14 protein-coding genes are annotated in these 21,107 nt (G+C 68.3%); 10 read left to right on the top strand and 4 right to left on the bottom strand.

From position 1 onward, the window contains the following. The first annotated feature begins 76 nt into the window (after nt 1–76). From bamA to AAFF32_RS10380, 6 genes are all read left to right on the top strand, one after another. Entirely contained in the window at nt 77–2,560 is a 2,484-nt protein-coding gene (gene bamA / locus AAFF32_RS10405) for an outer membrane protein assembly factor BamA (RefSeq protein WP_216958805.1), read from the top strand. A 14-nt stretch (nt 2,561–2,574) separates the two neighbouring features. Next, complete coding sequence (gene lpxD, locus AAFF32_RS10400; RefSeq protein WP_342315156.1) at nt 2,575–3,591, top strand: UDP-3-O-(3-hydroxymyristoyl)glucosamine N-acyltransferase; 1,017 nt, start codon at nt 2,575–2,577, stop codon at nt 3,589–3,591. Nucleotides 3,592–3,724: 133 nt separating this feature from the next. Further along, a complete protein-coding gene (gene fabZ, locus AAFF32_RS10395) occupies nt 3,725–4,180 on the top strand; it encodes a 3-hydroxyacyl-ACP dehydratase FabZ (protein ID WP_137833343.1) in 456 nt (151 codons plus the stop codon). A 4-nt stretch (nt 4,181–4,184) separates the two neighbouring features. After that, the gene (gene lpxA / locus AAFF32_RS10390) at nt 4,185–4,967 is read left to right on the top strand and encodes an acyl-ACP--UDP-N-acetylglucosamine O-acyltransferase (protein WP_216958810.1); all 783 of its coding nucleotides are present in this window, start codon (nt 4,185–4,187) and stop codon (nt 4,965–4,967) included. Between the two features lie 377 nt (nt 4,968–5,344). After that, on the top strand, nt 5,345–6,547 hold the full coding sequence (gene lpxB / locus AAFF32_RS10385; protein WP_216958813.1) for a lipid-A-disaccharide synthase: 1,203 nt from the start codon (nt 5,345–5,347) through the stop codon (nt 6,545–6,547). A 7-nt stretch (nt 6,548–6,554) separates the two neighbouring features. Next, nucleotides 6,555–7,208, top strand: a complete 654-nt coding sequence (locus tag AAFF32_RS10380) for a ribonuclease HII (RefSeq protein ID WP_254200312.1) — start codon at nt 6,555–6,557, stop codon at nt 7,206–7,208. Here the strand turns inward: AAFF32_RS10380 and AAFF32_RS10375 are convergent. Both AAFF32_RS10375 and AAFF32_RS10370 read right to left on the bottom strand, forming a co-directional pair. Continuing rightward, nucleotides 7,198–7,668, bottom strand: a complete 471-nt coding sequence (locus AAFF32_RS10375) for a hypothetical protein (protein WP_342315155.1) — start codon at nt 7,666–7,668, stop codon at nt 7,198–7,200. The two genes, AAFF32_RS10380 and AAFF32_RS10375, sit on opposite strands and share 11 nt — an antisense overlap. 53 nt (nt 7,669–7,721) lie before the next feature. After that, entirely contained in the window at nt 7,722–9,968 is a 2,247-nt protein-coding gene (locus AAFF32_RS10370) for a tetratricopeptide repeat protein (protein WP_342315154.1), read from the bottom strand. 141 nt (nt 9,969–10,109) lie between these two features. On the opposite strand from AAFF32_RS10370, the gene AAFF32_RS10365 reads away from it, so the two are divergent. The 3 genes from AAFF32_RS10365 to dnaE all read left to right on the top strand — a co-directional run bounded on the left by AAFF32_RS10365 (nt 10,110) and on the right by dnaE (nt 15,656). Next, nucleotides 10,110–10,751 carry a YkvA family protein gene (locus AAFF32_RS10365; RefSeq protein ID WP_342315153.1) on the top strand — a complete coding sequence of 214 codons (642 nt, stop codon included), beginning with the start codon at nt 10,110–10,112 and terminating at the stop codon, nt 10,749–10,751. 295 nt (nt 10,752–11,046) lie between these two features. After that, on the top strand, nt 11,047–11,673 hold the full coding sequence (locus AAFF32_RS10360) for a hypothetical protein (protein WP_216958829.1): 627 nt from the start codon (nt 11,047–11,049) through the stop codon (nt 11,671–11,673). Between the two features lie 416 nt (nt 11,674–12,089). Next, nucleotides 12,090–15,656: a DNA polymerase III subunit alpha gene (gene dnaE, locus AAFF32_RS10355; RefSeq protein WP_342315152.1), complete on the top strand. Its 3,567-nt coding sequence runs from the start codon at nt 12,090–12,092 to the stop codon at nt 15,654–15,656. 293 nt (nt 15,657–15,949) lie between these two features. On the opposite strand, the gene AAFF32_RS10350 is transcribed toward dnaE, so the two are convergent. Next, nucleotides 15,950–18,406 (bottom strand): TIM-barrel domain-containing protein, encoded by a 2,457-nt coding sequence (locus AAFF32_RS10350; protein WP_342315151.1) that lies wholly within the window; start codon nt 18,404–18,406, stop codon nt 15,950–15,952. Between the two features lie 173 nt (nt 18,407–18,579). On the opposite strand from AAFF32_RS10350, the gene AAFF32_RS10345 reads away from it, so the two are divergent. Next, on the top strand, nt 18,580–19,539 hold the full coding sequence (locus AAFF32_RS10345) for an acetyl-CoA carboxylase carboxyltransferase subunit alpha (protein WP_216958837.1): 960 nt from the start codon (nt 18,580–18,582) through the stop codon (nt 19,537–19,539). A gap of 440 nt (nt 19,540–19,979) precedes the next feature. Here AAFF32_RS10345 and AAFF32_RS10340 read toward each other — a convergent pair whose 3' ends face one another. After that, nucleotides 19,980–21,041: an NADH:flavin oxidoreductase/NADH oxidase gene (locus AAFF32_RS10340; protein WP_342315150.1), complete on the bottom strand. Its 1,062-nt coding sequence runs from the start codon at nt 21,039–21,041 to the stop codon at nt 19,980–19,982. Between the last annotated feature and the right edge of the window lie 66 nt (nt 21,042–21,107).

Below are 21,107 nucleotides of genomic sequence, written 5' to 3'. Positions count from 1 at the left end.
CTTCCTGCGCAGACCCGCTTCCGCCTCGACCCTACGCCCGGCTCCGGGCCAACACGACCCTCAACCGGACGTACTAATGACGCAAACGCCGACCCGCCGCCTGCTTGCCCTCGCACTGATCGCGGCAATGGGCTCGACCGCCCTGCCCGCCCTGGCGCAGACGGCCGATCCGTTCGCGCTGGCCGGCACGCCGGAGACGTCCACGATCGGTACCTTCACCGTCAGCGACATCCGTATCGACGGTCTGCAGCGCATCTCTGCCGGTACGGTGTTCACCTATCTGCCGGTCGAGCGCGGCGACACGATCGACGCCTCCCGCGTCGGCGAGGCGATCCGCGCGCTGTACAAGACGGGCTTCTTCGAGAACGTCGACATCGGCCGCCAGGGCGACATCCTCGTCGTCACCGTCGCCGAGCGTCCCGCGATCAACAAGCTCACCCTGACGGGCAACAAGGACATCAAGTCCGAGGACCTGCTCAAGGGCCTGAAGGAAGCCGGTCTGTCCGAAGGCGACACCTTCGACCGCCTCGCGCTCGACCGCGTGACGCAGGAACTGACGCGCCAGTACAACAACCGCGGCAAGTACAACGTCGAGATCAATCCGACGGTCTCGCGCCTGGATCGCAACCGCGTCGACATCACCATCAACGTCAAGGAAGGCAAGGCGGCCAAGATCCGCCACGTCAACCTGATCGGCAACGAGAAGTTCGAAGAAAAAGACATCGTCGAGTCGTGGGAGTCGAAGGAGCACAACTGGCTCAGCTGGTACCGCCGCGACGACCAGTACTCGCGCGAGAAGCTCTCCGGCGACCTGGAAAAGCTCAACTCCTGGTACCTGGACCGTGGCTACGTCGACTTCAGCGTCGACTCCACGCAGGTCTCCATCAGCCCCGACCGCCAGGACATGTTCATCACTGCCGGCGTGACCGAGGGTGAGCAGTACAAGGTCTCCAGCGTGCAGGTCACCGGCGACACGATCCTGCCGAAGGAGCAGATCGAGCGCCTGGTGCTGGTCAAGCCGGACCAGATCTTCTCGCGCCGCCTGCTGGAGATCAGCTCCGACGCGATCGTCAACACGCTGAGCAACGTCGGCTACGCGTTCGCGCAGGTGAACCCGATTCCGGATGTCCACCGCGAAGACAAGACCGTCGGCATCAACATGCAGGTGGTCCCGGGCCCGCGCGTCAACGTGCGCCGCATCACCTACAAGGGCAACACCCGCACCAGCGACGAAGTGATCCGTCGCGAGATGCGCCAGTTCGAAGGTTCCTGGTACTCGCAGGCCGCGATCGACCGTTCGAAGATCCGCCTGCAGCAGCTGGGTTACTTCGAGACCGTCGACGTCGAGACCGTGCCGGTGCCGGGCACGAACGACCAGGTCGACGTGGTCTACAACCTCAAGGAAACCACGTCGGGCAGCTTCGTGTTCGGCCTGGGCTTCTCGCAGCTGTCCGGCCTGACCGCGCAGGTGCAGCTGTCGCAGACCAACTTCCTGGGCAGCGGCAACCAGGTGTCGGTGCAGGCGCAGCGCAACGACTACATGCAGCGCTACGACTTCTCGTTCCGCAATCCGTACTTCACCGACAGCGGGCTGTCGCTGGGCTACAACCTGTGGTGGCGCGAACTCGACTACTCCGACTTCAACACCGCGCAGTACTCGACCAACTCCGGCGCGGCGCAGGCGGTGTTCGGCCTGCCGATCACCGAGACCGACACGGTCACGGCGATGCTGGGCATCGACACCAACGAGATCCTCGTGTTCCCCGGCTCCACGCCGCAGAGCATCGTGGATTACATCCTCGCCCTGGATCAGCAGACCTTCCACGCCTGGCGCGCGGAAATCGGCTGGGGCCGCAACTCGCTCGACAGCTTCCTGACGCCGACCCGCGGCATGCAGCAGCGCGTGTGGCTGGAAACCACCCTGCCGGGCTCGACGGTCGAGTACTACAAGCTCAACTACAACATCTCCAAGTTCTGGCCCCTGTCGCGCCACTTCGTGCTCAACACACGCGCCGAACTCGGCTACGGCGACAGCTACGGCGACGACACCACGCGCAACCTGTGCCGCACGCCGGGTAACTACTCCTGCGTGCCGGGTGATGCCGACTACATCCGCACCATCACCGCCGGCGGCCTGCCGTTCTTCGAGAACTTCTACGCCGGTGGCGTGCGCTCGGTGCGCGGCTTCACCGACAACACGCTCGGCCCGCGCGACTCGCCGGCCGGCAATCCGAACTACCAGCAGCCGATCGGTGGCGCGTTCAAGACCGTGGGCTCGCTGGAAATGTACTTCCCGACCCTGCTCGACACGCCGGCCGCACGCGTCTCCGCGTTCGTCGACGTGGGCAACGTGTTCAAGGACTACGACGCGTTCGATTCCGGCGAGCTGCGCGCTTCGACGGGCCTGGCACTGATGTGGCGCTCGCCGATGGGCCCGATCTCCATCAGCTATGCCTTCCCGCTCAAGAAGCAGGACACGGAGTACAACCCCGACGGCAGCCTGCTGCGGGAAGGCGACGAGCTCGAGCGCCTGCAGTTCACCTTCGGCGGTACGTTCTGACGGCGGCGACGTCCATGCCGTCCACCACGTACACCGCACAGGAGCTGGCGCAGCGTTTCGACCTGCGCCTGCACGGCGACGCCGCCACACACGTGGACGGCGTCGGCACGCTGGCCCGCGCCGGCGCGTCGCAGGTCGCCTTCCTCGCCAATCCGAAGTATCGCGGCCAGCTCCCGCAGAGCCAGGCGGGCATCGTCGTCATGCGCGAGGACGATGCGGCCGGGTACGACCGCACCGCGCTCATCGCGCGTGACCCGTACGCGGCTTTCGCGAAGATCTCCGCACTGTTCGAGCCGCGCCCCGTGCGCGATCCGGGCGTGCATCCCTCCGCAGCGATCGACCCGAGCGCCAGCGTCGATCCGTCCGCGCACGTCGGCCCGTTCGTCAGCATCGGCGCGCGCAGCCGCATCGAGGCCGGCGCCATCATCGGCCCCGGTTGCGTGATCGGCGAGGACTGCGTCGTCGGCGCCGGCAGCGAACTCATCGCCCGCGTCACGCTGGTCACGCGCGTGCGCGTGGGCCAGCGCGTGACGGTGCATCCAGGCGCCGTGCTCGGCGCGGCCGGCTTCGGCCTGGCGATGGAAGCCGGACGCTGGCTCAACGTGCCGCAGCTGGGTGGCGTGGTCGTCGGCGACGACTGCGAGATCGGCGCCAACACCTGCATCGACCGCGGCGCGATCGAGGACACCGTGCTCGAGGAAGACGTGCGCCTGGATAACCTGATCCAGATCGGCCACAACGTCGTCATCGGTGCCCACACCGCCATCGCCGGTTGTGCCGCGGTGGCCGGCAGCGCGCGCATCGGGCGCTACTGCCTGATCGGCGGCGCGGCGGGCGTGGTGGGCCATCTGGAAATCTGCGACAAGGTCATCGTCACGGCGATGAGCCTGGTCACCAGTTCGATCCGCGAACCGGGCGAGTACTCCTCCGGCACGCCGCTGATGGACAACCGCAGCTGGCGCAAGAACGCCGCCCGCTTCAAGCAGCTCGATGCCCTCGCCCGCCGCATCGGCGGCCGCGGCGACGACTGACCGTACACCGGCGTCGGGGGCGCCGACGCCCCAGTCGCGGTACGATTCGCCCCTTACCCGACTCCGGGCCTGGCCCGGATGCCGCACACGATGCGCGGCCTTCACGCGCAGGACGCGCAAGCAAGGAATTTCCATGAGCCTCAACGTGCAACTCCCGCTCGACGTCACCGCCATCCAGAAGCTGCTGCCGCACCGCTATCCGTTCATGCTGGTGGACCGCGTGGTCGAGCTCGAACCGCACAAGCGTGTGCTGGCCTACAAGAACGTCACCTGCAACGAACCCTTCTTCCAGGGCCATTTCCCCGGCCATCCGGTGATGCCGGGCGTGCTGGTGGTGGAGGCGCTGGCGCAGGCCGGCGGCGTGCTGACCCAGCTGTCGAACCAGAACACCGCCGACGGCCGCCTGTTCTACCTGGTGAAGATCGACAACGCCAAGTTCTCCAAGATGGTGGTGCCCGGCGATCGCCTGGATCTGGAAGTCTCCATCAAGCGCGTGATCCGCAACGTCGCCATCTACACCGGCGTGGCCAGCGTCAACGGCGAGCAGGTCGCTTGCGCCGAGATCGTCTGCGCCGAAGCCAAGGGCTGATGCCATGACCGCGCGCATCCATCCCAGCGCCATCGTCGAACCGGGTGCCCGCCTGGGCGAAGGTGTGCAGGTAGGCGCGTTCTGCTACATCGGCGACGAAGTCGAGATCGGCGATGGCTGTGTGTTCGGGCCGCACTGCAGCGTGCAGGGCCCCACGCGCATCGGCCGCGAGAACCGCTTCATCGGCCACTGCGCCATCGGCGGTGAACCGCAGGACAAGAAGTACCACGGCGAGCGCGTCGAGCTGGAAATCGGCGACCGCAACCTGTTCCGCGAATTCACCACGATCAACCGCGGCACCGGCACTGGCGGCGGCATCACGCGCATCGGCCACGACAACTGGTTCCTGGCCTACACGCATGTCGCGCACGACTGCATGATCGGCAACCATTGCGTGTTCTCCAACAACGCGACGCTGGCCGGGCACGTCACCATCGGCGATCACGTGATCCTCAGCGGCTTCGCCGGAGTGCACCAGTTCTGCCGCATCGGTGCGCATGCCTTCATCGGCATGGGCGCGCTGGTCAACGGCGACGTTCCGCCGTTCCTGATGATCGCGCAGGACGGTTACGGCCGCCCGCGCGGCATCAACAGCGAAGGCCTCAAGCGCCGCGGTTTCGATGCCGAGCGCATCGGCGCAATCAAACGCGCATACCGCGCGCTGTACATGTCCGGCGGATCGCTCGAAGACGCTCGCGCCAAGCTGGCCGAACTGGCCGCCGGCAGCGAGGATGCGCGCATGTTCCTGGAGTTCATCGACGCGGGCGAGAAGCCGCTGCTGCGCTGAGTGCGTCGCGGTACCGGCCGGATCGAACGCCGTTGCAGTCGAGCCTCATCGCTTCTCCAGACGTCATCCCGGCGAAGGCCGGGACTCAGGCTCGCACCCTCGCAGCCGCCATGCCGTCATCCCCGCGCAGGCGGGGATCCAACGGCCCGATCCATCACACTCTGCGTCGAGCGTGATACGCCTGCGAGTTGGACCCCCGCCTACGCAGGGATGACAGCTTCCGGGCTGATGGCGTGACAGCTTGGGGCCCGGCCTTCGCCGGGATGACGGTGTCCCTCTGCCGCTGCGATGAGCCAGCCCATACAGCCCGACCACCCCACCCTCGGGCTATCATCCCCGCGTGATCACCGCGCACCGCGGACACCCGCACAGACGCCTTGAGCCCCTACGAATCCCCCGCTCCCGTCCATCGTCCCAAGCGCATCGCCCTGTGTGCGGGCGAAGCCTCCGGCGACCTGCTGGGTGCAGGCTTGATCGCGGAGCTGCGCGTGCGATTCCCCGATGCGGAATTCGCCGGCATCGGCGGCGATCAGATGCGCGCGGCCGGTTTCGACAGTTGGTACGACGCGTCCGAACTGGCGGTGATGGGCCTGTCCGAAGTGCTGCGCCACCTGCCGCGCCTGCTGCGCCTGCGCCGCGCGTTCCGTCAACGCCTCCTCGCGTGGCAACCGGATGTGTTCATCGGCATCGACGCACCCGACTTCAACCTCGGCGTCGAACGCTGGGCGCGCGACCGCGGCCTGCGCACCGTGCATTACGTGAGCCCGTCGGTATGGGCCTGGCGTGAGAAGCGTGCCGAGAAGATCGGTCGCAGCGCCGATCGCGTGCTGTGTCTGTTCCCGATGGAACCGGCGATCTACGCGCGCCACGGCGTGGACGCGCGTTTCGTCGGCCATCCGCTCGCCGACGAGATGCCGCTGGAACCCGACCGCGACGCGGCGCGACGCCAGCTCGGCCTGGACCTGCACCGTCCACTGCTCGCACTGCTGCCCGGCTCGCGCGTGGGCGAAATCGAGCGACTGGGGGCGGACTTCCTCTCCGCCGCGTCGCAACTGCTCGCGCACGATCCGATGCTGCAGGTGGTCGTGCCGATGGCAAACGACCATGCGCGCCAGGCGTTCCAGCGCGTGCTCGCCACGCACCCGGACAGCATCGCGCTGAGTGCCACGCTGCGCATCCTCAACGGGCAGGCGCGCACGCTGATGATCGCCAGCGATGCGATCCTGCTCGCTTCCGGCACCGCGACGCTGGAAGCGATGCTGGCCAAGCGGCCGATGGTGGTCGCCTACAAGGTCGCGCCGCTGACCTATTCGCTGGTGAAGGGCCTGGGCCTGCTCAAGGTCACGCAGTATTCGCTGCCGAACGTGCTCGCCGGCGAGGCCGTCGTGCCCGAACTGATGCAATACGACTGCACGCCCGACAACCTCGCCTCCGCGGTCGCGACGTTCCTGCACGATCCGGCCGCCGCAGAAGCGCTGGCGCCGAAATTCCGCGAACTCCACCTGCAACTGCGCCAGGACGCCTCCGCGCGCGCAGCCGACGCCGTGGCCGAACTCATCCAGGCGCGCCATGTCGCATGACGCGCAGATGCCGCTGGACCTGGGCGCGCGTCGCGACGGCGCACCGCTGCGCGTGGCCGGCGTGGACGAAGCCGGACGCGGTCCGCTCGCCGGGCCGGTGGTGGTGGCGGCGGTGGTGTTCGCGCCGGGCCGCACGCCGATCAACGGGCTCGACGATTCCAAGCAGCTCACCGCGCAGCGACGCGAGATGCTCTACGAGCGCATCGTCGAACGTGCGGTGGCGTGGCACATCGAGTTCGTAGCGGTCGAGGAGATCGACCGCATCAACATCTACCACGCGACGATGAGCGGCATGAGCCGCGCGCTGACCTGCCTGCACCACACGGTCGACGTGGCGCGCATCGACGGCAACGCACTGCCGCGCAACCTGCCCTGCGTGGGTGAAGCCTGGATCGGCGGCGACGCGCGCGATCGTTCGATCATGGCCGCCTCCATCCTCGCCAAGGTCGCGCGCGACCGCTACATGCAGGGGCTGCACGAACGCTTCCCGCACTACGGCTTCGACCAGCACAAGGGTTACAGCACGCCGGCGCACCTGTCGGCACTGGTGAAGCACGGGCCGTGCCCGGAGCACCGGCGCAGTTTCGCGCCGGTGCAGGCTGCGCTTCGTGGCGAACGCTCGCTGGAAACGCCGGGCGACCTGCTCGCCGCTACTTCTTGATGATGATCGCCGGGTCGACGACCTTGCCGTTGGCCTGGATGCCGTACTTGTAGTTGTCGCCGGGCCGGCCCTGGATCACGGCCGCCACCTTGTAGCGCTCGGCCGCCTGCGCCGCCTGCAGCGCGCCGCCGCGGGTGCCGGTCAGTCCGGCGTTGGAGAACACCAGGTTGAACTGCGTCGTCCGGTCCGCCGGATCGCGCCATGTCACGGTCGTGCCGTTGTCGACGTAGCACTTGTTCGGAACCGCCGATGGCGTGCCGTCCACCGCGTACTGGATGTCGACGTAGACGGCCTTCGGGCCCGCTCCTTTTTCCTCGACGGAGGGGCACACCACGCCATCGTCGGCGCCGGGCGTGGTCAGGCGCACCGACTGCTGCATGGCCGCGCCGTTGCTGCACGCGCTCACGGACAGGACCACGGCGATGGCGAGCAACGCCATCGCGCACGGCATCGTTTTCATTGTTCTTCTCCTTCGTGGAAGCCCGCGGGGGACGGGCGGGATGGCGGGACGGCCTACTGCGCCGTGCCGGTTTCGCGATCGACTTCGTCGGTGTGCGCGAGCAGAGGCCGCAGCAAAGGCACGGACTGGATGCGCTGCGCGGGAATGCCCTGCGTGCGGGCGAGATCGACGTGCTTGCGTGCGGACGCCTCATCGCCCAAGCGCGCCATCGTCTGCGCGCCCCACAGGGCGACTTCGCCGCGCTCGGTGCCGAGCGCCTCGGCCTTGGCCTGCATCGCGCGCGCCTCGTCGGCACGGCCGAGATTGGCGTAGTACCACGCGACCTGGGCGAAGCCCTGCGCGTCGTCGGGTTTGAGTTCCAGGTAGCGCCGCGCGAGCGTGGCCGCGCGTTCGTAAGGTTCCCGCGCCTGCTGCACGCCGGCGCCGCCGGCGGCCGTCAGCGCGTCGCCGAGGTTGCCCCACAGCCGGAAGTCGCTGGGATCGAGCTCGGCGGCGTGCCGGTACAGCGCGGCGGCCTGCGCGTACGCGCCCTGGTCGAACTTCAATGAGCCCAGGTTGCTCAACGCCGCGTAGTTGGGCTTGATCTGCAACGAGCTTTCGTACGCCTCGCTGGCGCGCTCGGGATCGCCGCTGACCGCATACAGACCGCCCAGGCTCGACCACAGGCTGGCGTCGTCGGGCTGGTACTGGATGGCTTCGCGATACGAAGCGATGGCGCCTTCGACGTCGCCGCTGATGTACAGGTGATAGCCGCGCTCGCGCGCCACGCGCGCATCGCGCGGCGCCAGTTCGCGCGCGCGTTCGTAAAACGCCATGGCTTCGGCGTTCTGTCCCTGCGCGCTGGCGACGTTCGCCAGGCCCAGGTACGCCTGTGTGCGCAGGGCCGGATCGGACAGCGCGCGGTGGTAGTGCGTCGTTGCGACCTTCGCGTTGCCCTGCGCGCGATGCAGATCGCCCAGCGCCAGGCTGACGTCCAGCAACGAGGGGTCCATCTGCGATGCCTGTTCGCACGCCGATTGCGCGCGCACGAAGGCCGCGGTGTCGCGCGCGCTTTCGAAGCGTGCGATCTCCGCCTGGCAGATGCCCGCCTGCGCGCGCGCGAAGCGCGGGTCGATCGCCAGCGCGCCGCGGTAGAAGTTGATCGCACTGTCGGCGCTCTGGACGTCGCCGCCTTCGCGGTCGCGCATGCGCTGCTGGCCCTTGAGGTAGGCGTCGTAGGCGGCGACGCTGCGGGTCGGCGTCAAACGCCGTGCCAAGGTCCGGCGCGCGGCGTCGATGTCGGCCGACGGCAGCACGCCGACCAGGGCCTGCACCACTTCGTTGGCGATGTCGCTCTGCAGGGCAAACACGTCGCCGGTTTCCCGATCGTAACTATGGGCCCACAACGTGAAACCCGTGCGCGTATCGGACAACCGCGCGCTCACGCGCACCCGCTGGCCCTCGCGGCGCACGCTGGCGTCGAGCACGGTCGCCACGTCCAGCTGCGTGCCCAGGCGCTTCACGTCCGGCACCGCGCGGTCGGCCGGTCGCGGGGCGGCCACCACGGTCAGCCCGGGCACGCCGGCCAGCGCATCGATCATCTCCACGCCCAGGCCTTCGGCGAAGTAGTCGTTGCCCTTGGCCTCGCCCAGGCTGGTGAACGGCAGCACGGCCACCGAAGCGGCCGCGGGTGCGGCGGCCGCGCGCTGGTGCTGGCCGAACCAGTACCCGCCCGCGGCGATCGCCAGCAGCGCGGCGGCGGCCAGCCACCAGCGCCGCTGGCCCGACACCTTGCGGCGCGTGGCCAAGCCCGACGCGGCGGCGGGCACCGGCGGCGCGAAGGGTTCGGGGGCGAGCAGCGGGGCCTCGGCTTCGTTGGCGGCGACGGCCATCTCCGCCGGCACCGAATGGCGCACGACCACCTCGTCGCGGGTTTCGGCCGGTACGACGGCGGGCGGCGGGGCCTCGGCGTCGCCGCGAAGATCGCCGATGAACCGGTAGCCCAGGGCGTGCTGGGTCTGGATGTAGCGCGGATGCTGGGAGTCGTCGGCCAGCGCATGGCGCAACTGGGCGATGACCCGGGTCAACACGCCCGGCGTCACATGCCGGTGGCCCCAGACCTGGTCGAGCAGGTCATCGCGCCCGACCAGCTCCCCCGCCCGCCGCAGCAGGATCAGGAGCACCGAGAAAGCCTTGGGTTCGACCGTCTGCTCGGTTCCCGCGCGCGTCAAAGTGTGCGCGGCCGCATCGACGACGATGTCGTCGAATCGGTACCGTTCGCCGTTCGGCCCGCCCTGGCCTGCCATCTGGTGCGGATCCATCGGCAAAACCTCATGGATTCCTCATCATCCGAAGCGGACGATGACTAAAGGCGCGCGCGGCCATCATGACTCATGGCGGGGGGAGGTGGAACCTGACCCGGCGCCGCAAGAACGGTGCCATCCCTCCCCCGGAGTACCGCCATGAACGCCCTTTTCTCCACCGTGAACCCGCTGCCCGCCATCCTGCTGAAGCCGTTCGATGGTCCGAGCCGGCGTCGTTGCATCAATGGATTCCAGCTCAGCGCCGGCGATGTCGACCGCTTCAACCGCCTGCTGGCCCGTATCGGCGGCCATGCGCTGGAGACCGACCAGCTCGCGTCCGCCGGCCGTGAACTGTCCCGCCCGGGACATCCCGGTTCCGCCCCGCCGTGCATCCGCCAGCGCCTGCGCTGGATCGCCGCCGTCGAGCAGCTGCGCGACGACCGCCATTTCGAGCCGGCCAACGATGGGGTCGCGGCCACCGCCGCCGCCATCGTCGACTACGCCCGCAGCCGTGACGACCTGATCCCGGACTGGATGCCACAGGTCGGGCGCCTGGACGACGCGATCGTGGTCGAGACGGCATGGCCGCGACTGGCGGCCGAGGTCGACGACTACCTCGACTTCTGCCGGGTGCGCAGCGAGGAAGCCCGTCAGCGCGGCCGCAACCTGGCCGGATTCGTCTTCACCCGCGGCGACTGGGAACAAGTCCGTTACGAACAGGCGGTGCTGGACCAGTACGAGCGTCAGATCCGCGAGAGCAGCTTCCTGCCTGCATCGACCCCGATGTTCCGGGTCCACTGAGCCCGCAGGGACGCAGCGAACCCCGCAGGGAGGCAACGCCGGAGGCCGCCGCAAGGCGGCCTTCGTCGCATTCACGTCCTTCATCGCCATGAATGCGCCGGCGCGTGCGTAGCCGTCGTCGGAGCGTTGCCGCGCTCACAGACATCCCCGGGGCGTGGGCGCATCATCGGGCTGCATCCCGCACACGGATCGCGGGACGACCCGCGCGATGCAGACGGCCGCAGCGCGGGCCCCTCACCCACCCCTCTTCCGCGAGCGGGAGAGGCCAGGCCGCAGAGCGAGGTGTGCCATGCGCATGTCCCATCCCACCCCCACCGCGCAGCCGCTGCCGTTCGACCACATGTACAGCGGCATGGGCGCGCGCGATGCCACCGGCCCGGTTCCGCTGTCGGACATCGCCGTGGTCCAGTTCGACCAGCTCCTGCACGAGATCCACGCCGATGCGCCACGCGTCGACGCCGACCGCCTGCAACAGCTTGCGTCGTGGTTGTTCCGCCTGCCTTCGGGCGATGCGCACGAAGTCATCGACTCGCGCATGCGTCGCGTGCAGGAACTGCGCGCGATGCTGCAGGACGAAGACTGGGACGCCGACGAGGCGAGCCACGCCCGCATCGGCAAGCTGCTGGCCTACATCGACCGCGAGGACGACCTGATCGCCGACCGCACGCCGCTGCTCGGCCAGCTCGACGACGTGCTGCTGATCGAACTGGCGTGGCCGGCCTTCGCCGACGATGTGGAGGACTACCGCGACTACTGCGCGTACCGTCAGGCCGAACACCCCGACGGCACCGCATCGCAACGCCGCGCCGCCTGGGTCCGCGATCGCATGGACGAGCTGGCCCTGTGGCAGCACGTGCTGTGGATTCGCGAGCAGCATTACGCGCCGTGGAATCTGCCGCAGCGGTTGTTCCGGGTGTCGTGAATCCCCAATCCCGACCCGCTCCCGGCCCCACATCCTCATTCCACCGCCGTAGCCCGGGTAAGCGAAGCGCACCCGGGACGCCGAGTCGCAGCGCCTCACATCGTCATTCCAGCGAAAGCTGGAATCCATCTTGATCTTGCGCCCGGGCGAAACCTCGCCTTCCAACGAGAAGCGAAAATGGATTCCAGCTTTCGCTGGAATGACGGGCCCGAGCGCCGGGTCGCACGGGCCCGGGGCGCGCTTCCCTGACGCGGGCTACGGCCCTGACCCGCCGCCATCGAGCCCCTCTCCCGCTTGCGGGAGAGGGGTTGGGGTGAGGGCAAAAGCGCCGGCGGAGCCGACCCATGCCCACTGACGTAACCCATCCAAAAAACAAGTCTTGTTCCCCCCGGTCAGGCTGCTAACCTGCCACCGGCATGTCCGCAGTCCCTTTCGTCCATCTCCATCTCCACAGCGAGTACTCGCTCGCCGACTCGACGATCCGCATCGGCGAGCTGGTGAAGCGCTGCGTCGCGTTGGCGCAGCCGGCGGTCGCGCTGACCGACGTCGACAACCTCTTCGCCGCGGTCAAGTTCTACAAGGCTGCCGAAGGCGCGGGGCTGAAGCCGATCATCGGCGCCGACATCGGCCTGGCCGATGGCAACGAAGCCACGTCGCGCATGACGCTGCTGTGCCGCGACCGCAACGGCTATCTCACCCTCTCGCGCCTGCTCACGCGCGCCTGGATGGAAGGCCACCGCACCGACGGCGTCGCGCTGCGCCCGGAATGGCTGCGCGAGGACAACGCCGGCCTGTTCGCGCTGGCCGGCCGCCACAGCCTCGCCGGGCGCCTTGCCACCAGCAATCGCCACGAACTCGCCGAAGCCTGGCTGATGGACTGGCGCAGCGTGTTCGGCGAACGCCTGCACCTTGAACTCACGCGCACCGGCCGCGAGGGCGAGGAGGCGTTCAACACCTTCGCGCTGCACGCCTCGGCCGCGCGCTCGCTGCCGATCATCGCCAGCAACGACGTGCGCTTCCTCGACGCCGAAGGCTTCGACGCGCACGAAGCGCGCGTGTGCATCGCCTCCGGCCGCGTGCTGGACGACCCCAAGCGCCCGAAGGACTACAGCGCCGAGCAGTACCTGAAGTCCTCGCAGGAGATGCAGGCGCTGTTCCACGATGTGCCCGACGCGATCGACAACGCGTTCTCGCTGGCGATGCGCTGCAACGTCGAGATGAAGCTCGGCGAGTACGCGCTGCCGGCGTTCCCGGTGCCCAGCGAGCACACCATCGAGAGCTGGCTGCGCAACAGCGCGCGCGAGGGCCTCGAGAAGCGACTGGAGAAGAACCCGCTCGCCCCCGACAAGTCGCGCGAGGACTATGACGCGCGCCTGGAAGTCGAGCTGGACGTCATCATCAAGATGGGCTTCCCCGGCTACTTCCTGATCGTGGCGGACTTCATCAACTGGGCGAAGGACCACGATATCCCGGTCGGCCCGGGCCGCGGTTCGGGTGCCGGTTCGCTGGTGGCGTGGGCGCTGGGCATCACCGATCTGGACCCGCTGCCGTACGACCTGCTGTTCGAGCGATTCCTCAATCCCGAACGCGTGTCGATGCCCGACTTCGACATCGACTTCTGCATGGACCGTCGCGACGAGGTCATCGACTACGTCGCGCGCAAGTACGGCCGCGACCGCGTCTCGCAGATCATCACCTACGGCACCATGGCCGCGAAGGCCGTGGTGCGCGACACCGGGCGCGTGCTCGGCCATCCGTACGGCTTCGTCGACGGCATCGCCAAGCTCATCCCGAACACGCTGGGCATCAGCCTCGACGACGCGATGGGCGAGTCGGAAGCGGCCAAGCAGGACAACACGCTCGCGTCCTCCGACCTCATCCAGCGCTACCACAGCGAGGAAGACGTCCGCGACCTGATGGACCTGGCGCGCAGCCTGGAAGACCTCACCCGCAACGCCGGCAAGCACGCCGGCGGCGTGGTGATCGCGCCGAGCCCGCTGTCGGACTTCTGCCCGCTGTTCGCCGAACACGACGGCGAAGGCCGCGGCCGCAACCCGGTCACGCAGTTCGACAAGGACGACGTCGAAGCCGTCGGCCTGGTGAAGTTCGACTTCCTCGGCCTGCGCACGCTGACGATCATCGATTGGGCGGTGAAGGCGATCAACAAGCGCCTGGCGAACACGGCCGTCGAACCCGGCCCGGCGATGGCCTACACGTTCAAGGACGTCGCCACGCCGCAGTTCGACATCGCCGCGCTGCCGCTGGACGACAAGCTCAGTTACGAGCTGTTCGCGCGCGGCGACACGGTCGCGGTGTTCCAGTTCGAATCGCGCGGCATGCGCGAGCTGCTCAAGCGCGCCCGGCCCGATACGTTCGAAGACATCATCGCGCTGGCCGCGCTGTTCCGTCCCGGCCCGCTGGGCTCGGGGATGGACCGCGAATGGGTCGATCGCAAGCACGGCAACACCGAAGTCACCTACCCGCACGAATCGCTGGAACCGGTGCTGGCGCCGACCTACGGCGTCATCGTGTACCAGGAACAGGTGATGCAGATCGCCCAGGTGCTGGCGGGCTACACGCTCGGCGGCGCCGACATGCTGCGTCGCGCGATGGGCAAGAAGAAGCCCGAGGAGATGGCGAAGGAACGCGCCAAGTTCGAGACCGGCTGCAAGGAGCGCGGCATCGAACCCAGGGTCTCCAGCCCGATCTTCGACCTGATGGAGAAGTTCGCCGAGTACGGCTTCAACAAGTCGCACTCGGCCGCCTACGCATTGGTGGCGTACCAGACGGCGTGGCTGAAGGTGCACTACCCGGCCGAGTTCATGGCCGCGGTGCTGTCCTCCGACATGGACAACACCGACAAGGTCACCGCGTTCCTCGACGAATGCCGCGTGATGGGCCTGACCGTGCTGCCGCCGGACGTGGATGCCTCGGCGTACATGTTCGAAGCCAAGGACGCCACCACGATCCGCTACGGCCTGGGCGCGGTGAAGGGCGTCGGTCGCGGCGCCTGCGAGGCGATCGTGGAAGCGCGCCGCGCCGGTCCGTTCGATGCGCTGCTGGATTTCTGCAAGCGCGTGGACAGCGGCAAGCTCAACCGCCGCGCGCTGGAAGCGCTGACGCATGCGGGCGCGCTCGACAAGCTCGGCAAGAACCGCGCAAGTCTGATGCTGCAGCTGCCGGAAGTGCTCAAGGCCACCGACCAGCTGGCGAAGGAGCGCGAGGCCGGTCAGGTGTCGCTGTTCGGCGGCTCCGAAGCCTCCACGCCCGCGCTGCATCTGGACCTGCCGGAAACCGACGAGTGGCCGCTCACGCAGATCCTGCACGGCGAGCGCGAAACGCTGGGGCATTACCTCAGCGGCCACCCGTTCGATCCGTATCGCGATGAAGTGCGCGGGTTGATCGGCAACGACCTCAGTGCGCTGGAGAAGATCTGGGAGAACCGCCCCGAACAGCGCGGCTGGCGTCAGGAAGTGGAGACGGTGGTCGCCGGCCTCGTCGTCGGCCTGCGCAAGAAGGGCGACAGCCAGATGTTCGTGCAGATCGAGGACGGTCGCGGCCGCCTGGAATGCGCGTTCTTCTCCGAGACCTACACCGAATTCGCATCGCTGCTGGTGCGCGACCGCCTGCTGGTGATCCAGGGCGGACTGCGCGAGGACAGCTTCAGCGGCGGCTTCGCGCTGCGCGCCGCGCGTGCGTGGAGTTTCGAGCAGATCTGCGAGAAGCACGCGCAGCGCCTCTCGCTGCGACTGGACCTGCGCGAGGCGGGCACGATGCAGCGCGTGGATGCGCTGCTGTCCTCCTTCCGCCCCGGTTCCACGCCGATCCGCATGGATCTGCTGGTGCGCCGCGGCGCGGCCGGTTCGCTGGACCTCAACGGTACGCAATCGATCCGCATCGACGCGGAACTGCCTTCGCGCCTGCGCGCGACGCCGGGCGTGCGTGCGGTGAAGCTGGCGCTGTCGAAGCCCTGGGCGAATTGAGCGAGTAGCCGCGACGCGGCCAAGGCCCGTAACGCAAGGGCATCCCTTTCGCGTGAACTACCTCACCGTCATTCCCGCCTTCGCGGGAATGACGGTGAGGTGGGTTTCCGCAACGGGAGTGCCCGCAGGTTGTGGACCTGGGTCCCGGCCTTCGCCGGGACGACGATGCAGCATCCGTTCGCTGGGATGACGATGCAGCGCCGTAGCCCGGGTAAGCGAAGCGCACCCGGGAAGCCGGGCGCGCGTGCCCCGGGTGCGCTTCGCTTACCCGGGCTACGGGACGACCTTGAGCATCAGAACACCACCTCGACACCCCAATCACGCTTCGCTTCAACCACGTCGAACACCACCGTCTTCGCACGCGCATCGAACGTCCACTTCGACAGCGAACGCCCCTCCACGCGCACGTCCACCGGGCGACGCTCTACACCGAACAGCGTCACCCTCGCCTCGCGCCACCACGGCGCGAAGCCATCATTCGATACGCGCGAACGCAGCACGAACGAGCCTGCACCGACCTCGCATTCGTACGCCACGCGCAGCAACGCGCCGTCGCGGTACGCGAAGCTCTCGCCGTCGTCCTGGTACAGCGTGCCGCGGCAATCCTGCGCGCCGGCATCGGGCAGGTAGACCTGCAGTTCCAGCGGCCCCTGCGGCGTTTCGCCGGTGTGCTGGACCAGCGGCTGCATCGGAATGATCGCGCCGGCACGCGCATACAGCGGCGTGCTCGAAGGGCGTGGGTCGATCTTGATCGGTTCCTTCGTCGCGACGAACCGCTGCGAGGTGCCGAACGCATACCATGCACCCGGCGGCAACGACACCACATGCGCATCCAGGCGTTCGTCGACGACCGGCGAGACGAACAGATCGCCGCCGAACAGGAAGTCGCGATCGTTGCCGTAGAACGCGTCGGCCTTCGGATAAGCCAGGAACACCGGCCGCATGATCGGCATGCCCGTACGCGCGTTCTCTTCGGCCGCGGTGTAGAGGTAGGGCATCAGGCGATAGCGCAGTTCGATCGCATCGCGCCGCAGCGTTTCGTGCTTCGGGCCGTCGACCCAGGCTTCGTGCGGGCGCGTGTCGGTGGCGGCGTGGTTGCGGAATACGGGATTGAACGCGCCCAGCTGGAACCAGCGCGTCAGCAGGTCCGGCGGCGGCGAGCCGATGAAACCGCCAACGTCGTCGCCCGCCAGCGCCATGCCGGACAGGCCCAGACTCATCAGGTTCGGCGTGCTCTGCGCGAGGTGGTGCCAGCTGGCGGTGTTGTCGCCGGTCCACGTTGCCGCGTAACGCTGCGCGCCCGCGTACGCCGCGCGAGTGAGCACGAACGGCCGCTGCGCCGGTTGCAGCTTCAACAGACCTTCATACGTCGCGCGCGCATTGAGCATGCCGTACACGTTGTGGATCGCGCGGTGGTCGCGAGCCGTGCCGTCGTCCATGCGGTGCACGGCATCGAGCGACATCGTGTTGCCGGGCACCTTGAACACCGACGGCTCGTTCATGTCGTTCCAGTAACCGGCCGCGCCCATCGACGCGAAATCGCGGTACAGCCCGCCCCACCAGTCGCGCACGCGCGTCAGCGTGAAATCCGGGAACACCGCATCGCCCGGCCACACCTCGCCGATGTAGAGCGAGCCGTCCGGCTTGCGGATGAAGGCATCGGCCGCCATGCCGGAATCGAACGCGCCGTAGCCTTTCCCCGGATCGTGCTTGATGTGCAGGTCGGTGATGAGCACCGTGCGCAGGCCTTGCTTGCGCAGGTCGGCGATCATGTCCGGGAAGTGCGGGAACTGCGCGCGGTCGACGGTGAACGGCGCGTAGCCTTGCTGGTAGTCGATGTCGAGGTAGATCGCGTCGCTGGGGATGCGGTGCTCGCGCAGTTGCTTGGCAATCTCGCGCACCTTCGACTCGGGGTTGTAGCTGTAGCGCGATTGCTGGAATCCCAGCGACCACAGCGGCGGCAGCGGCGTGCGTCCGGTGAGCGCGGTGTAGCGTTCGATCACCTGCGCCGGCTGCGGGCCGGCGATGACGTAGTAGTCCAGCGCGCCGCCTTCGGCGCCGAAGCTGAAGAAGGCGTCCGACTCCTTGCCGAAATCGAAGCTGCTGCGGTGGGTGTTGTCGAAGAACACGCCATACGCCACGCCGCCGCGCAGGCCGATGAAGAACGGGATCGACTTGTACAGCGGGTCGCTGTAGCCCTGCCAGGCGTAGGCATCGACGTTCCACATCGCGAAGGCGCGGCCGCGGCGGTCCAGCGGGCCGGCCTTGTCGCCCAGGCCGTAGTAGTGCTCGTCGTTCGGCATGGATTTCCATGCGCGCACGCGCGTGCCGTGCGCGGTGGGCATCCACGCCATCGGCAGCTGGGCTTCATCGGCGAGCAACGGGCGCCCGTCGCGATCCACGAAGTCCACGCGCAAGGGCGATCGGTGCACGATCGCGACGACTTCGCCCGCTTCGATGCGAACGGCCTGGCGTGTTTCCTGCACCGCAACGGCCGGTGGCGCGGCGGCCTGGACGACGGCCCAGGAGGCATCGCCCTCGAAGCGCCCTTCCGGCGCCAGGCGCACGCGGAACACGCCGGGCGCGTGGGCGCTCACCTGCAACCGGGCCGGCCCGCTGTGGACGATCACCCCGTCCGCGCGACGCTCGACCTTCCCCGCATCGCCCAGGTGGCGCCAGCCGGCGGCCTGGACCGGCCCGACCAGCCCCCACGCCAGCAGCGCGCAGGCCGCCCATCCCCATGCCTTCATCCGACGATCCCCGTTCGAGTCCCTGGCCGGATTCAAGCACGGGCCCGGCACCGTGCGGCCCGTGGAGGCCATGAAGTCGTTTTCAGTGCCGATTCCGTACTGCAAACACACCTCTCGGTACGGTCACCCGGCCTCGGCTAGACTGTCGGCCGTTTCCGGCCAACGGCCCCCGCATGAATCCGAACTACCTCGACTTCGAGCAGCCCATCGCCGACCTGGAAGCCAAGATCCAGGAGCTGCGCCACGCCAGCAATGCCCCGGCGGTGGACGTGGACGCCGAAGTGCATGCGCTGCAGGACAAGCTGCGTATCCGCACCGCGCAGATCTTCCGCGACCTCTCGCCCTGGCAGGTGTCGCAGCTGGCCCGCCATCCGGCGCGCCCGTACACCAACGATTACATCCGCGTGATGTGCGACGAGTTCCAGGAACTCGCCGGCGATCGCGCGTATTCCGACGACGCCGCCATCGTCGGCGGCCTGGGCCGCATCAACGGCCGCAGCGTGGTGATCATCGGCCACCAGAAGGGCCGCGACACCAAGAGCAAGATCAAGCGCAACTTCGGCATGCCGCGTCCGGAGGGCTACCGCAAGGCGCTGCGCCTGATGAAGCTGGCCGAGCGCTTCCGCCTGCCCATCCTCACCTTCATCGACACCCCGGGCGCGTACCCGGGCGTCGGCGCGGAGGAGCGCGGCCAGTCCGAGGCCATCGCGCGCAACCTGCTGGAGATGAGCGAGCTGAAGGTGCCGGTGATCTGCACGGTGATCGGCGAAGGCGGCTCCGGCGGCGCACTCGCGATCGGCGTGGGCGATCGCACGATGATGCTGGAATACAGCACCTACTCGGTGATCTCGCCCGAAGGCTGCGCTTCGATCCTGTGGAAGGACGCGGGCAAGGCCAAGGACGCCGCGGAACAGCTCGGCCTCACCGCCAAGCGCCTGCTCGGCCTGGGCCTGGTCGACAAGATCGTGCGCGAGCCCATCGGCGGCGCGCACCGCAATCCCAAGCAGATGGCCACGCGCCTGAAGGCCGTGCTGCTCAATGAACTCGACGCACTGGAGCAGTTGCCGGTGGAAGAGTTGCTCGAGCGGCGCTATCGGCGTCTGCGCGGGTATGGGGCGTACGAGGCGGCGTAAGGTCGATCGAGCGGACGGCGATCGCTACGACACACGGTCGTACCGAACGCCGTCATCCCGGCGAAGGCCGGGACCCAGGCCCGTAACTCGGGGGCACTCCTTTCGGATGAACGACCCTCATCGTCATCCCGGCGAAGGCCGGGACCCAGGCCCGTAGCTCGGGGGCACTCCGTCTCGGGTGAACTGCCTCACCGTCATTCCCGCGAACGCGGGAATCCAGGGACGTTCCACGCTTTCCCGATTGCGCTTGAACGACAACAGCTAAGGGCTTGCCGCGGCTGACATGCAGCAGATAGAGCCTGAAAAGTCCCTGGATTCCCGCGTTCGCGGGAATGACGGTGAAGGCAGCTCACTCGAAAGAGAGTGCCCATGCGCTAACGCCTAGGTCCCCGCCTTCGCGGGGATGACGTTGATTTGAACGGCCAGGCCACGGGCACGGATCACCACGCCCGCAAATACTGCTCCGGCGCATGCAACTCGCCTGACAGCTCCCTCGCCGCGCGACGCGGGAAATACGGATCGCGCAGCAGTTCGCGCGCGAACAGCACCACGTCCGCCTCGTCGTTCTCGACGATGGCTTCGGCGTGCTCGGGCTTGGTGATGAGCCCGACTGCGCCGGTTGCGATTCCAGCTTCATTGCGGATGCGTGAGGCGAACGGCACCTGGTAACCCGGCGACAGCGGGATCTTCGCGCCGTGCATCAGCCCGCCGCTGGAGACGTCGATGAGGTCGATCCCGCGCGACTTCACGATGCGCGCCAGCTCCACGCTCTGTTCGATGTCCCAACCGCCCTCGGCCCAGTCCGTCGCCGACAAACGCAGCCACAGCGGCAGCCGTTCGGGCCAGACCTTGCGCACGGCGTCGATCACTTCCAGCAGCAGGCGGATGCGGTTGTCGAACGAGCCGCCGTACTCGTCGTTGCGGTGGTTCGACAGCGGCGACAGGAACTGGTGCAGCAGGTAACCGTGCGCGGCGTGGATCTCCGCCAGCTGGAAGCCGGCTGCCTTCGCGCGCCAGGCGGCGCAGGCGAAGTCGTCGACCACGTTCTTCAACTCGCTTTCGTGCAGCGCGCGCGGCAGCGGCGAGGTTTCGCTGAAGGCGACGCCCGAGGGCGCCACCGGCGTCCAGCCGCCGTCCTGCGGCGTCACCGCGATCCCGCCCAGCCACGGCGGCGCGACGCTGGCCTTGCGCCCGGCATGCGCGAGCTGGATGCCCGGCACCGTGCCCTGGCACGCGACGAAGCGCACGATGCGCGACCACGCCTCGGCCTGGCCGTCGTTCCACAGGCCGGTGTCGGAGGGCGAGATGCGCCCCTGCGCGGACACCGCGGTGGCTTCGGCGATGATCGCGCCGGCGCCGCCGACGGCACGGCTGCCCAGGTGCACCAGGTGCCAGTCGTTCGGGACGCCATCGACCGCGGAGTACTGGCACATCGGCGCCACCACGAGGCGATTGCGCAAGGTGAGCGAGCGCTGTTCGAGCGGGGCGAAGAGCCGGGCCACGGCGGACTCCTGTAAGGCGATTGCGGGGACAGCCAAATGGTGCGGCCGCGCGGCGCCGGCCGCAGC

Origin of the sequence: Lysobacter sp. FW306-1B-D06B, from assembly GCF_038446665.1 — a bacterium.
Classification (GTDB): Bacteria; Pseudomonadota; Gammaproteobacteria; order Xanthomonadales; family Xanthomonadaceae; genus Lysobacter_J.
This window is presented reverse-complemented; position numbering and strand designations above follow the sequence as displayed.